Origin of the sequence: Rhodanobacter glycinis, from assembly GCF_900114325.1 — a bacterium.
Lineage (GTDB): Bacteria > Pseudomonadota > Gammaproteobacteria > Xanthomonadales > Rhodanobacteraceae > Rhodanobacter_A > Rhodanobacter_A glycinis.
The window spans coordinates 22,671-35,464 of sequence record NZ_FOSR01000004.1 but is presented as its reverse complement, the minus strand read 5'-3'; the positions used below and the strand labels follow the sequence as shown (position 1 = coordinate 35,464).

11 protein-coding genes are annotated in these 12,794 nt (G+C 66.2%); 5 read left to right on the top strand and 6 right to left on the bottom strand.

Annotated elements, in window-relative coordinates; genetic code table 11:
• Positions 1 to 326: 326 nt before the first annotated feature.
• Positions 327 to 3,026 (top strand): pyruvate dehydrogenase (acetyl-transferring), homodimeric type, encoded by a 2,700-nt coding sequence (aceE, locus tag BMY90_RS05685; RefSeq protein WP_092702395.1) that lies wholly within the window; start codon positions 327 to 329, stop codon positions 3,024 to 3,026.
• Between the two features lie 220 nt (positions 3,027 to 3,246).
• Here aceE and BMY90_RS05680 read toward each other — a convergent pair whose 3' ends face one another.
• From BMY90_RS05680 to BMY90_RS05665, 4 genes are all read right to left on the bottom strand, one after another.
• Complete coding sequence (locus tag BMY90_RS05680) at positions 3,247 to 3,564, bottom strand: hypothetical protein (protein ID WP_092702393.1); 318 nt, start codon at positions 3,562 to 3,564, stop codon at positions 3,247 to 3,249.
• 77 nt (positions 3,565 to 3,641) lie between these two features.
• Positions 3,642 to 4,310, bottom strand: coding sequence for a glutathione S-transferase family protein (locus BMY90_RS05675; RefSeq protein ID WP_092702391.1), 669 nt, complete (start codon positions 4,308 to 4,310; stop codon positions 3,642 to 3,644).
• Positions 4,311 to 4,450: 140 nt separating this feature from the next.
• Positions 4,451 to 5,368 carry an arginine deiminase-related protein gene (locus BMY90_RS05670; RefSeq protein ID WP_092702389.1) on the bottom strand — a complete coding sequence of 306 codons (918 nt, stop codon included), beginning with the start codon at positions 5,366 to 5,368 and terminating at the stop codon, positions 4,451 to 4,453.
• A gap of 90 nt (positions 5,369 to 5,458) precedes the next feature.
• Complete coding sequence (locus BMY90_RS05665) at positions 5,459 to 6,721, bottom strand: MFS transporter (RefSeq protein WP_092702387.1); 1,263 nt, start codon at positions 6,719 to 6,721, stop codon at positions 5,459 to 5,461.
• A 520-nt stretch (positions 6,722 to 7,241) separates the two neighbouring features.
• Between BMY90_RS05665 and BMY90_RS05660 the strand changes: the two genes are divergently transcribed.
• Positions 7,242 to 7,544 carry a DUF3247 family protein gene (locus BMY90_RS05660; RefSeq protein ID WP_092702726.1) on the top strand — a complete coding sequence of 101 codons (303 nt, stop codon included), beginning with the start codon at positions 7,242 to 7,244 and terminating at the stop codon, positions 7,542 to 7,544.
• A gap of 81 nt (positions 7,545 to 7,625) precedes the next feature.
• Here the strand turns inward: BMY90_RS05660 and BMY90_RS05655 are convergent, their stop codons facing one another.
• Positions 7,626 to 9,431 (bottom strand): FAD-binding oxidoreductase, encoded by a 1,806-nt coding sequence (locus BMY90_RS05655; protein WP_092702385.1) that lies wholly within the window; start codon positions 9,429 to 9,431, stop codon positions 7,626 to 7,628.
• Between the two features lie 158 nt (positions 9,432 to 9,589).
• Here BMY90_RS05655 and BMY90_RS05650 point away from each other — a divergent pair, with 158 nt between their 5' ends.
• From BMY90_RS05650 to BMY90_RS05640, 3 genes are all read left to right on the top strand, one after another.
• Positions 9,590 to 10,465 (top strand): LytTR family DNA-binding domain-containing protein, encoded by an 876-nt coding sequence (locus BMY90_RS05650; protein WP_092702383.1) that lies wholly within the window; start codon positions 9,590 to 9,592, stop codon positions 10,463 to 10,465.
• 62 nt (positions 10,466 to 10,527) lie between these two features.
• A complete protein-coding gene (locus BMY90_RS05645; RefSeq protein ID WP_092702381.1) occupies positions 10,528 to 11,283 on the top strand; it encodes a hypothetical protein in 756 nt (251 codons plus the stop codon).
• A 63-nt stretch (positions 11,284 to 11,346) separates the two neighbouring features.
• Positions 11,347 to 11,796, top strand: a complete 450-nt coding sequence (locus tag BMY90_RS05640; protein ID WP_092702379.1) for a DUF6491 family protein — start codon at positions 11,347 to 11,349, stop codon at positions 11,794 to 11,796.
• Positions 11,797 to 11,808: 12 nt separating this feature from the next.
• Here BMY90_RS05640 and BMY90_RS05635 read toward each other — a convergent pair whose 3' ends face one another.
• On the bottom strand, positions 11,809 to 12,669 hold the full coding sequence (locus tag BMY90_RS05635) for a ferritin-like domain-containing protein (RefSeq protein ID WP_092702377.1): 861 nt from the start codon (positions 12,667 to 12,669) through the stop codon (positions 11,809 to 11,811).
• Positions 12,670 to 12,794 lie beyond the last annotated feature (125 nt).

Sequence of the window (12,794 nt, the reverse complement as noted above, 5' to 3'; positions counted from 1 at the left end):
TGCTCGCGATGACGCGCAACGAAAGCGCGCTTCGTAGCTCCCTCGTCGCCAGCGTGTCCTCTCACCCCAGCCCTCTCCCCGGAGGGGCGAGGGAGTAGCTCTTCGGCACCGTCGTCTCGAACTTGCGGGCTTTCGCCTCCTCTCCCTTCCGGGGAGAGGGCGCAAAGGCAACACCCCATGCGCCACCGCATGGACGCCCATCGACGGACGTCCAATTGGCAGTCGTGTGCCCCGCGGGCTAGACTTGACTGTCAGCCTGCTGCATCCCCCTGCGGCAAGCCTCCCCACCCAGAATCTGCGCCGCACGGCGCCGCGGAGAACCTTCAATGGATCAGCTCGACGATATCCTCCACCAGGACATCGACCCCACCGAAACCCGAGAGTGGATCGACTCGCTCGATGCAGTGATCCATCACGACGGCACCGAACGTGCGCATTTCCTGCTGGAGCGCATGGTCGACACCACCCGTCGTTCCGGCGGCTACCTGCCGTTCGACCCCACCACCGAGTACGTCAACACCATTGCACCGGCGAACGAGGCCAAGAGCCCCGGTGACGCGGCGATGGAATGGCGCATCCGTTCGCTGATCCGCTGGAACGCGATGGCGATGGTGGTGCGCGCCAACCGCAAGCCCGGTGATCTGGGCGGCCATATCGCCAGCTTCGCCTCGTCGGCCACGCTGTACGACGTGGGCTTCAACCATTTCTGGCGCGCGCCCAGCGCCGATCATCCGGGCGACCTGGTGTTCCATCAGGGCCATTCCAGTCCGGGCATCTATGCGCGTTCGTTCCTTGAAGGTCGCATCAGCCAGGAACAGCTCGACCTGTTCCGCATGGAAGTCGTGGGCCATGGCCGCGGCGCGTTGTCGTCCTACCCGCATCCGTGGCTGATGCCGGATTACTGGCAGGTGCCCACCGTGTCGATGGGCCTGGGTCCGATCCAGGCGATCTACCAGGCGCAGTTCTTCAAGTACCTGGAGCACCGCGGCCTGGTTCCCAAGAGCGATCGCAAGATCTGGTGCTTCCTGGGCGACGGCGAAACCGACGAGCCCGAGTCGCTCGGCGCGATCGCGCTGGCCGGCCGCGAGAAGCTGGACAACCTGATCTTCGTGATCAACTGCAACCTGCAGCGTCTGGACGGTCCGGTGCGCGGCAACGGCAAGATCATCCAGGAACTCGAAGGCGTGTTCCGCGGCGCCGGCTGGAATGCGCTCAAGGTGGTCTGGGGCAGCTACTGGGATCCGCTCCTGGCGCGCGACACCGATGGCACGCTGCGCAAGCTGATGATGGAAACCGTGGACGGCGAGTACCAGGCCTGCAAGGCCTTCGGTGGCGCCTATACGCGCGAACATTTCTTCGGCAAGTACCCGCAGACCCGCGCCATGGTCGCCAACCTGTCCGACGACGACGTGTGGCGCCTGAACCGTGGTGGCCATGATCCGCACAAGGTCTACGCCGCCTATCACGCCGCCGTGCACACCGAGGGCATGCCCACCGTGATCCTGGCCAAGACGGTCAAGGGCTACGGCATGGGCCTGGGTTCGGGCGAATCGCAGAACCCGACGCACCAGCAGAAGAAGCTGGACGACGAGGCCGTGCGCGCGTTCCGCGACCGCTTCAACATCCCGCTCGAGGACGACCAGCTCAAGGATGTGCCGTACTACCACCCGGGCAAGGACTCGGAGGAAGTGCAGTACATGTTGGAGCGCCGCAAGGCACTGGGCGGTGCGCTGCCGCAGCGTCGCCGCAAGGCCGACGAGAGCTTCAAGGCGCCGGCGCTGGATGCCTTCGAGCAGATCACCAAGGGCACCGGCGAGCGCGAGATCAGCACCACCATGGCGCTGGTCCGCGGCATGAACCTGCTGCTGCGCGACAAGGCCATCGGCCCGCGCGTGGTGCCGATCGTCGCCGACGAGGCGCGCACCTTCGGCATGGAAGGCATGTTCCGGCAGATCGGCATCTACGCGCCGTTCGGCCAGAAGTACAAGCCGCAGGATTCCGACCAGCTGCTGTACTACCGCGAAGACCAGAAGGGCCAGGTGTTGCAGCAAGGCATCAGCGAGGCCGGCGGCATGGCGTCGTGGATGGCGGCGGCGACCAGCTATTCGGTCAGCAACCAGCCGATGCTGCCGTTCTTCATCTACTACTCGATGTTCGGCTTCCAGCGCATCGGCGACCTGTGCTGGGCTGCCGGCGACATGCGGTCGCGTGGCTTCCTGGTCGGTGGCACCTCGGGTCGCACCACGCTCAATGGCGAAGGCCTGCAGCACGAGGACGGCCATTCGCACCTGATGTCCGGCGCGATCCCGAACGTGCGTTCGTACGACCCCACCTTCTCCTACGAGGTGGCGGTGGTGCTTCAGGACGGCGTGCGCAGCATGCTGCAGGACCAGGAGGATCACTACTACTACATCACCGTGATGAACGAGAACTACGCGCACCCGGACATGCCGGAAGGCAGCGCGGAGGGCATCATCAAGGGCATGTACCTGTTCAAGGACGCCGGCAAGCCGAAGAAGGGCGAGACGCGCGTGCAGCTGATGGGTTCGGGCGTGATCCTGCGCGAGGTGATTGCCGCCGCCGAACTGCTGGAGAAGGACTTCGGCGTCAGCGCCGACATCTGGTCGTGCCCCAGCTTCAGCGAGCTGCGCCGCGACGGTTTCGACGCCGAGCGCTGGAATCGCCTGCATCCGGAAGCCAAGCAGCGCGTGCCGTACATCACCGGTTTGCTGGAAGGTCGCCAGGGCCCGGTCGTTGCCGCCACCGATTACGTGCGCGAGTTTGCCGACCAGGTGCGTGCGTTCATTCCGGACGGCATGCGCTACACCGTGCTGGGCACCGACGGTTTCGGCCGTTCGGACACGCGCGAGCATCTGCGCGGTTTCTTCGAGGTCGATCGCTACTGGATCGCCCATGCCGCCCTCGCCGCGCTGGCGAAGGACGGCAAGGTCAACGCCAAGGACGTGGCGCGCGCGATCAAGGAATACAAGCTCGATCCGGACAAACCCAACCCGTTGACTGTCTGAGTCATCGCGTCGCTCCACGAAAAAGCCGCCCATCGGGGCGGCTTTTTCGTGGAGCCGGTTCTTTTGCAAAGCCTTTTTCGATGCCGAACGCCCGACAGATGGGGCGTCGTCGTGGGTATCGAAAGGTGGGAGCGCCCCCTGTGCGCGAATGCCTCGACGCCGATCAAAACCAGGAGCCATCGCGCACAGGGTGCTCCTACCCGGCAAGCGGTTGGTGCGCTCAGTCCTCGTCGTCGCTGCGGAACACCTTGCGCAGCAACAGGAACGCGCCGATGGTGCCGGCCACGATCGCTACGGTGGCGGCCGGATGGCGGTTCACCTGGCGACGCAGGCGGCGGTACTGGTAGTTCGCCTCGTCGGCGAGGTCCTCGGCGGCGCGCGACACGCGCTGGCCATAGTCGCGGTTGCCCAGGCGTGAAACGCTGCGGCGGCCACGGGCCATCCAGCCCTGGGCGGTATCGCCGACATCACCGGCGTAACGGCGCACGCGGTCGCCGAGGTCGTCGACGCGGCTTTCGAGATCGCGAGACCGGCTCATGGACATTCTCCTCAGGTTGGGACGGTTCACGTTGCCAGCCGACCCGTGAGCTGGGCGTAAACGGGGCATCCGGCCGTTCAGCCCAGCGTGTATTCGCCGCCGCGTTCCAGTGCGCGCTGGTAGGCGGGGCGGGCATGGATGCGTTGCAGGAAAGCCCACAGCTTCGGCCGGCTTTCGTTGAGCCCGCCACGGGAGGCGGCGGCCTCCAGCGGGAAGCTCATCTGGATGTCGGCGACACTGAATTCCGGACCGCCGAACCACGCGCTCTTGCCCAGTTCGCCTTCCATGTAGTCCAGGTGCAGCGCGATCTGCGGATCGACGAAACCGTGCTGCACCTTGCCGGCGATGCCCTTGGCGATCGGCCGCGCGAAGAACGGCATCGGTGCAGTTTCGACGCGGTGGAACACCAGTTTCAGCAGCAGCGGCGGCATCGCCGAACCCTCGGCGTAATGCAGCCAGTAGTTGCAGCGCAGGCGCTGCGGTGTGCCATGCGGCGGAATCAGCGTGCCGGTGCCGTAGCGATCGGCCAGGTATTCGACGATGGCGCCGGACTCGGCCAGCACGGTGCCATCGTCGTCGACCACCGGCGACTTGCCCAACGGATGCACCGCGCGCAGTTCCGGCGGCGCCAGCATGGTCTTCGGATCACGCTGGTAGCGCTTGATCTCGTAGGGCACGCCAAGCTCTTCCAGCAGCCAAAGGATGCGCTGCGAGCGCGAATTGTTGAGGTGATGGACGGTGATCATGGCAACGCTCCGGCAGGGGCCCCAAGTGTAGGGGCCCGCTGGCGGGCGATGCTTTTGCTTTCCGCTCTCTGGAGCGCCAGAGCAGGAGCATCGCCCGCGAGCGGGCTCCTACTACATGGGAATGATGGGGGACGAATGGCTCAATAGATCTCGCCCACGCAGCAGCGCAGGCTGCCGCCGGCTTTCTCGATTTCGGACAGGTCCACCGCGCCGAGGCGGAAGCCCCATTGCGTGAGCGACTCACGCTGCTCGTCGCGCAGCGAGGCGGCGGCCACGGCGCTCATCCACACGCGGTCGTCGGCGAGGGTGATGGCATTGGCGGCGTACGCCTGTTTCTGGGCGGGAGTGAGCCAGAGTGCGCGGTCGCCGTAGGCGCTGGCGATGGCCTGCGGCACGGCCGGATCACGGAAGCCGTCGGCGGCAAGAATCGCCGCGCGGCCGGCGAGCAGGGCGAACACCACGTTGGTGTGGTATTCGCTTTTGGTCAGCTCGAAACAGAACGTCAGGCGCAGGCCGAAGGCCTTGTGCATCGCCTCGGCACCGGCCATGTCGCAGCGTTCGCTGAGGCCGCAGTAGCCGATGCCGCGGGCGCGGTCGATGATCAGCGAGCCGGTCAGTTCGGCGACGAGGTCATTGCAGCCGGACAGGTCGACTTCGTCGTAGTCCAGCATCTCGCCGAAGAACGCGCGGATGTCGCCGCGCTGCGCTTCGCGCTGGCGCACAGGATGGCGCATGCGCCCGACCACCAGCGTATCGGGCGCGGTGCCGAACACGTTGTTCGGAAACACCGCGTCGGGCGTGGCCGGGTCGCCGGGGAATACGATTACCGGCACGTCCTCGCGCAGTGCCTGCGCCAGCGACTGGTGCTGGGCCAGCGCACGCAGCGGGTCGACGGCCTGGTCCATCGCCATGTAGCGGTTGTCCCGCGCCGATTCTGCGGCCAGGGTGAAGTCCGCCGGCGCTACCAGGAATGCGCTCCGCGCCGTGGCGGCCATGCCGGGCTGCGGCGCGAGTGTCTGGAAGGCTTCGAGGAAGGCGGCGGGCGAGGTGACGAGCATGGCTGAACTTCCCGGGCAGAAATGCGAAGTTTAAACGCCATCGCGATGGCTTGCCGACGCTGCCGTCGCGCTTTGCGCGATGCCGCCTGCCTACAGCGTGTCGGCGGCCGGTTCCACGTCGGCCGGCTCCACATGCAGTTTCTGGCGCCGGCGCAGGGTGGGGAACATCGTCATCCACAAGCCCACCACCACCAGCGTGCCGATGCCGCCGAGCAGGGTGGCGTTCACCGCACCCAGCCACGCGGCGAGCATGCCCGATTCGAATTCGCCGAGCTGGTTCGAGGTGTTGATGAAGATCGCGTTCACCGCGCTGACCCGGCCGCGCATCGCGTCCGGCGTATCCAGTTGCACCAGCGCCCCGCGAATCACCATGCTGACCATGTCGAACGCGCCCAGCGCAAACAACGCCAGCAGCGACAGCCACAGTGCGGTGGATACGGCGAACACCAGCGTCGCCGCGCCGAAGCCGGCCACCGAGGCGAACATGATCATGCCCACGCGGCGCTGCATGTCGTGCCGCGCCAGCCATACCGACATCAGCAGTGCGCCCACCGCCGGCGCCGCGCGCAGCAGGCCCAGGCCCCACGGACCGGTGTGCAGGATGTCCTTGGCGAAGATCGGCAGTAGCGCGGTGGCGCCACCCAACAGCACCGCGAACAGGTCCAGCGAGATCACCCCCAGCACGTCCTTGCGCGCGCGAATGAAATGCACGCCGGCGAACAGGGTTTTCAGCGTGGCCGGTTCGCGTTTCGGTGGGGTGTGCTCGTAGCGCAGGCGCGCCATCATCGTGGCGGCGACGAGATACAACGCGGCAGCCGTGAGGTACACCACGCCGGGGCCGGCCACGTACAGCAGGCCACCTACCGCGGGGCCCAGGATCATCGCCATCTGGAATGCCGAGCCGCTCACTGCCACCGCGCGCGGCAGCATCGAGGTCGGCACCAGTGCCGGCAGCAGCGACTGCATCGACGGCGACTCGAATGCCTTGGCCACGCCAATCACGAACACCAGTGCGAGGATGCCCGTTTCGTGTATGCGGTGGGTCATGGTCAATGCGGCCAGCAACACGATGGCCGTCCATTCCGCGATCTGCCCCAGCAAGACCACACGGCGTCGTTCGAACTGGTCGGCCACGTGTCCGGCCGGCAGCGCCAGCAACACCGAGGGGATGAACTGCACCAGCCCGATCAGGCCCAGGTCGAAGGCGCGTCCGGTGATCGCGTAGATCTGCCAGCCCACCGCCACCGACAGCATCTGGAAGCCGAAGCCGGAGGCAATGCGCGCGCACCAGAAGGCAACGAAGGCGGGGTGTTGCAGCAGCGAATCGGAGCGTGGAGCGGTGGGAGAAGGCATCTGGGGATCCGGGCGGGGCCGCGCATTGTCCCACGGCTCAGTCCGGTCTTTACCGTGATCGCGGGGTAAAGAATATCGAATAGCTGCTTTTTGCTCGTCATCCCGGCGTCGGTCCACTGTTGTCCGGAATAACCCGGGCATGGCTCCCAAGGCGAAGGCGTGGCGATGTTTGCCCGGGATACGGCGAGGAGGTGACTCCACATCGGCTGGCGATGACCTATCGTGCTCGTCATCCCGGCGAAGGCCGGGATCCAGTGACGATCACGCTTGCTCAAGCCACACAGTCACTGGATTCCGGCCTTCGCCGGAATGACGGGCAAAAACCGATTTCGGCATATGCCACCGCACGACTGCGGGTATTCGAAATTATTCCGGACAGCAGTGGGCCTTCGCCGGAATGACGAGCAAGGGCGGGGTGCCTGCGCGCATTGCGCGGCGAAAGCGTTCGTGCCGAATTCACTCGCGCTTACCCGCGCATCCGTCAGAGTGGATGCGCATTCCCACCGAGGAGGTCGTTGCGATGGCTCAATATGTCGAACGTGTCTGTGTCGATCCGGCCGATATACGCCGCCTCGAGTCGCTGGTGGCCGATCTGCAGGGCAACGGCCACGTGTCGATCGTGCAAAAGGACGGCAGCGTGTGCGAGGGCGTGGTCAGCGTACGTCCCACCATGCAGGTGATGCGCGACCAGAGTGGCCGCGAAGGCATCAACGCCGAGTTGCGCCTGGAGCGACCGCGGGAACCGGCATGGAACCGGCGCATCTGGCTTGACCAGATCGAGCGGGTCGAGCATCTGGATTCGATCCTTGGCAGTGAATCCTGAGTGGATGGCGGAACACGATGTGTTTGCGCACCGGCGGCTTGCTCGAACCCGACGCCGGTGTGCGGTGGTGCCGCGGCGCGATCATCCTTTCCGCGTAAAGCCGTCCGCGTTCCATTCCTCGCTGCCGACGCCGTGGTGCACGAAGAACAACCCGTCGGGATCGTACTTGCGCTTCGCCGCGGCGAGGCGCGGATAGTTGCTGCCCCAGAATCCCTGCTGCCAGTCGCGCAGGAAGTAGTCGCTTTCCGAGACGTAGGAGCCGGCGTCGGGCGCTACGGCGCGCAGCGCATCCATGGCCTTGTCGACGGCCGCCGCCTCCCGCCTTGCTTTGGATAGGTCGGGTTTCGCACCCGGCATGCCGGGGAAGGCCGGTGCGCCGGCTGCACCGATGAGCGCCAGCGCGAAGGCGTCCAGCACCTGCGGATGGGTAGCGGTGTCGCGGGCCGCGGCGATACTGTTGGCGGGCGCACCGGCCAGGCCCTTGTTGAAGTGCAGTTGGAAATCCCACTGCTGCGCGGCGGCGAACAGCGCATCCACCAGCTTCGGCTGCTGTCCGGCTTGCAGCAGCGAGGCCGGCAGCCAGGCCGACTGGTAGCCGTGAATGAACCAGCACGCCTGCTCGTGGTCGCCCGCCCATACGTAGTGGTCGCTCGGCTCGCCCGGCCGGCCGTCCGGCACGATCGCCTGCGGTGCGTATCGGCGATAGAACCCGGCGTCCCAGAAATGCCGGGCCGGCGTGGTTGCGATGAGGAACGGCTTGGTGATGCGGCAATCCTTGCGGGCGCGTACCCAGTCCAGGAAGGGAGCCCAGGTTTGCTCGGCTTCCTGCTGGCTCATGCCTTGGAACAGCATCATCGCTTCCAGCGTATTGCCGCCCTGGAACTTCAGGTGCTCGCCCCAGTGCGGGTTGAACAGCGCGCGCTGGTAGAAATCCATCGCCGCGGCGATCAGGGCGCGGTACGCCGCGTCCGAGTCGGCCTGGATGGTGCCAGCCACCACGCCGAAGAACTCGGGCAGTTCGAACGTGCGCAAGGTCAGCCGCGTGAGCACGCCCAAGCTGCCGCCACCGCCGCCCTTGAGGCCCCAGAACAGTTCGGGGTTCGTGCGGGCATTGGCGATGCGCACCTGGCCGTCGGCGGTGACCACTTCGGCTTCCAGCAGGTTGGAGGCCGCCGTGCCCCAGTTCTTGGAGAAACTGCCGAAGCCACCGCTTTGCACCAGCCCGGCCACGCCGACGGTGGTGCAACCGCCGCCCTGCACGTAGCGACCACCGTGGGTGGTTACCGCGTTGTAGGCGTCGATCCACATCGCGCCGGCTTCCACGCTCACCGCTGCTTGCGGCGACATGTGGCCGACACAGCCGTGCGGCACAAAGGCGTCGTGCAGCGCGATCTTGTTCATGTGGCGCGTCCACACCAGCAGCGAATCCGGCGCGTCCGAGGTGCCCTGGTAACTGTGGCCGCCACCTTTCACCACCAGCCGCAGGTGGTGCTGGCGGGCGAAATTGACCGCTGCGACCACATCGGCCGTGTTCTCCGCCGCCACCGCATAGGAGCTGGGTTGCGAGGTCCAGGCATCAGCCCAGCCGCTGGTCTGGGTCAGGGCCGGGTTGTCACCCACTGCAAACGGGTTGGCGAGTTGTTTCAATGCCGGGGACGCGGCACCTTGGGCAAACGGGGGCTCCAGCTTCAGCAGCCGGCCGCCGACGTCGCGTTTCAGTCGTTCCCATTCCGCAGTCGCCGGCCAGCCGGTTTGGCCCGGACGTACCCGCGAACGCAGAGCTGTCGCCAGCGTGCCGGCGCCGTGCGCCAAGGCGGTGCCGCTGCGCATCAACAGCGGCAGCAGGGGCAGGGTGACGGCTGCCTTCAACAGGTCGCGTCTTTTCATCGGGTGGCTCCGGGGTGACTGGGCATGGCCGCAGCGTGGCCCTCGATCACGGCCTTTCCCAGCGCGAAGTGACGAATCGCGGGTGCGCAGGGACGAACCGATCCCGCCGCGTGACGAGGCACATGGGGATTTCGCCAGCGCCACGTAGAATCGCCGGCATGAGCGAACAGGCGGATGTCGAATATCGGGATTTCCAGCGTTGGGGGCGCTCGGTCGAGGTCGCCTTCTGGGTGGCTCTGGCCATTCTCAACACGGTATTCAACGGTATCGTCGCGCAGATCGATCATTCCCGCACGGCGGCATGGGAACCGTGGGTATGGGAGTCGAGCAGCTCGCTGTTGGTCCTGCTGCTGATTCCGTTCATCCAGGTGGTGGAGCGGCGTTGGCCGTTCCGCTTCGATACCTGGCGCCATAGCCTGCCCCGTCATCTGCTGGCCAGCCTGGCGTTCAGCCTGATGCACGTCGCCGGCATGGTCGAGCTGCGCAAGCTGGCCTATGCGCTGGTCGGCTGGCATTACCGCTTCGGGGCGTGGTGGCCGAATTTCGGTTACGAGTACCTGAAGGACATTCGCAACTATTTCCTCATCATTGCGCTGATCTGCCTGTCGCGGCTGTGGCTGCTGCGCAAGCAGGGCGAGGCGACGTTGCTGGCCGAGCCGGACGAAGGCGTGCCGGTGGAGCCGGTGGATCGGCCCGAACGCTTCCTGGTGCGCAAGCTGGGCAAGGAATTCCTGCTTGCCGCGCGCGAAATCGAATGGCTGCAGGCGGCGGGCAATTACGTGAACCTGCATGTACGCGGTCGCGATTATCCGCTGCGCGCCACCATGGCCGGCATCGAGGAGCGGCTCGATCCGGCGCGCTTCGTGCGCGTGCATCGCAGCTATCTGGTCAACCTGGATTACCTGGCCGAGATCGAGCCGCTGGACACCGGCGACGCACGGCTGCACCTGCGTGATGGCGCGAAAATTCCGTGCAGTCGCCGCTATCGCGCCGCGTTGCGCGAGCACGCCGGTCAGCCCGCGACAGTGGAGTGAACTTGCACAGCGGCGCCGGCTCGTTCCAAGCTAGGCATCTGTTATCCAGGAATCTGCCGACGATGATGAAGCCGACCTTCCGCCATGGTCTCGTTGCGCTTGCCGTGTGCGCTGCGCTGGGGCTCGCCGCCTGTTCGCAGCAGGGCGGCAATGCGTCAGCCCCGGCCAGCGGTGCGCAGGCGCAAGCTCAGGCCAGGCAGGCCGATGCGGCGCGCCAGCTGGCCACTTATCGCGAACTGCTGAAGATCAAGAACGACCAGATGGCAGCCTCGCTGGGCCAGGACATCGTCAGCCGCTTCCCGGACAGCGCGGCGGCAAAGGAAGTGCAGCAGACCTTGCCGGACATCGAGAAGCGCTGGAAGGCGGAAAGCGAATCGCGTCGACTCAAGGGCTTGTGGCTGTATCAGCTCGGGCCGATGGAAGGCGGCACGCAGTCCACCGCAGCCATCTACAGCAGCGAGCCGGGCGGCAACGACGCCGTGCGGCTGGTGCTGCGCCGGCATTCGGACTGGGGCCAGAGCGTGTTCCTGTTCGGCAGCGGCCACGGCTTCGTGTGCAAGGGCAATTGTCTGATTCCTGCAACCTTCGACGGCAAGCCGCGCAAACTGCGCGCCTATCGGCCCAACGGCGGCGAACCGGCCCTGTTCATCCGCGACGACCAGGCCTTCATCGACGCCATGGCGAAAACGAAGAAGATCACCATGGACGTGACCCTGACCGATGGCGACAAGCACGAAACGCTGACCTACGAGGTGGCCGGGTTCGAGCCGGCGAAGTGGCAGAAGGTGACCATGCACAAGGGCGGCAAGAAGAAATAGGCACGTGCACGGCACGGATGCTTGCGCGTTGTAATGGGCAGGTTTCCAGCGGAGGTAGCCACCATGTCATGCGTGCGGGTATTGATGGCCATCGTCCTGGCCGGCCTGCTGGCCGCCTGTTCCAGCGTGCCCTATGCGCAGCGTCAGCAGCAGCGCCAGGCTGCGTACCTCGCGGCAGCCGGCGCGCCGGTGCGCAGCTTCCGTTTCTTCGCGCCGTTGTGGTCGTGGGAGCCGCTGAGCGATACGCAGCTCGCCGTCTACACGCGGCCGAACAAGGCCTGGCTGCTGGATGTGGGCGGCGCTTGCCAGAACCTCGAATTCACCAACGCGATCGGGCTGACTTCGAACCTGGACGAAGTGTCGGTGAACTTCGACAAGGTGCTCACCGGGCATCGCGACTTTCCCTGCACGATCACGCGCATCCGCCCGGTGGATGTGGCGCGCCTGAAGATCGAGCAGGCGAAACAGCGCAAGATCGAATCGGAACCGCGCACGGCGGCGCCGGTCCGATAGCGCACAACCGAACTACGAACGCGCGGGTTCCGGCGCCAGCGCGGCATTGGCGCGCGAGGGCAGCGGCCATACGCGGTGGCTGAACCGTGTCAGCGGCCTTTCCAGCATGTCGTGCAGGCGTGGCGACAGATCCAGCGGCTTGAGCAGCATTCTTGCCGTGGTGTTGGCGCCGAAATGGGCGCGCAGGCGCTGATGGACGCGGTCGGCGAGCTGCGCACGGCTGGCCGGGTCGGCGACTTGCTGCGGATAGCACTGCGCGAACACCGGCTGGAGCGCCGCGTCATGGTTTGGCGCGCGTCCGCGCCGGGCCTGGCCCAGCATGGCGCGAAGCATCCGGTAGCGACCGGTTCCTTCTTCGGTGCGGCACTGCTCCAGCTGCTGGCAGAAGCGGTTGAAGTGGCGGACTTCGTCGCGCTTGATGCAGGCGACCAGTTCGCGCAGCACCGGTTCGTCGGTGATCTCGCCGAGCGCGCGGTAATGGCTGGCCACGCCGGCACCGATCACGCAACGTGCGGCCAGGGTCAAGCCGCGCTCGCGGTAGAGCTCGGGCGGTTGCACCACGGCGGCATCGAGACAGGCCTTGAAGCCGGCCTGCCAGTCGTATTCCGGCCAGACATGGCGCACGTAAGCGGCCAGGGCATGGCCGTGCTGGCACTTTTCCGGTTGCCAGCATTGGCGCAACCACGCTTGCCATGCGCGGTCACCGGCAAACTGTTTGACCAGTTCGTGCATGTGCGGCTGTGCCGCCTGTTCGGCGAACGACGCGGCGCAAACCAGGAAGAACAGGTCTTCGTCGTGGCGGATGCGCGCGACGTCGATGCGCGTCAAGTCCAGATTTTCCAGCGTCCACGGCTGGGCGTCGGTGGTGTCCACGGTGGGGTTCCTGCTGGGGGAATGGGCCGGGAACGGGGCGAGAAACGCCGCAGAGTGACCTGGCGATGAGCGATCCAGCATAAGGGCCGGACCGCTGCGTGGATTAACGCGAACCGACTCGCCGG

What these genes read in the sequence shown, in the direction of transcription:
- BMY90_RS05645 (WP_092702381.1), top strand. Translation starts at nt 10,528, where the DNA reads ATGATGAAGCCGACCTTCCGCCATGGTCTCGTTGCGCTTGCCGTGTGC.
- BMY90_RS05665 (WP_092702387.1), bottom strand. Translation starts at nt 6,721, where the DNA reads ATGCCTTCTCCCACCGCTCCACGCTCCGATTCGCTGCTGCAACACCCC.
- BMY90_RS05660 (WP_092702726.1), top strand. Translation starts at nt 7,242, where the DNA reads ATGGCTCAATATGTCGAACGTGTCTGTGTCGATCCGGCCGATATACGC.
- BMY90_RS05655 (WP_092702385.1), bottom strand. Translation starts at nt 9,431, where the DNA reads ATGAAAAGACGCGACCTGTTGAAGGCAGCCGTCACCCTGCCCCTGCTG.
- aceE (WP_092702395.1), top strand. Translation starts at nt 327, where the DNA reads ATGGATCAGCTCGACGATATCCTCCACCAGGACATCGACCCCACCGAA.
- BMY90_RS05640 (WP_092702379.1), top strand. Translation starts at nt 11,347, where the DNA reads ATGTCATGCGTGCGGGTATTGATGGCCATCGTCCTGGCCGGCCTGCTG.
- BMY90_RS05670 (WP_092702389.1), bottom strand. Translation starts at nt 5,368, where the DNA reads ATGCTCGTCACCTCGCCCGCCGCCTTCCTCGAAGCCTTCCAGACACTC.
- BMY90_RS05650 (WP_092702383.1), top strand. Translation starts at nt 9,590, where the DNA reads ATGAGCGAACAGGCGGATGTCGAATATCGGGATTTCCAGCGTTGGGGG.
- BMY90_RS05675 (WP_092702391.1), bottom strand. Translation starts at nt 4,310, where the DNA reads ATGATCACCGTCCATCACCTCAACAATTCGCGCTCGCAGCGCATCCTT.
- BMY90_RS05680 (WP_092702393.1), bottom strand. Translation starts at nt 3,564, where the DNA reads ATGAGCCGGTCTCGCGATCTCGAAAGCCGCGTCGACGACCTCGGCGAC.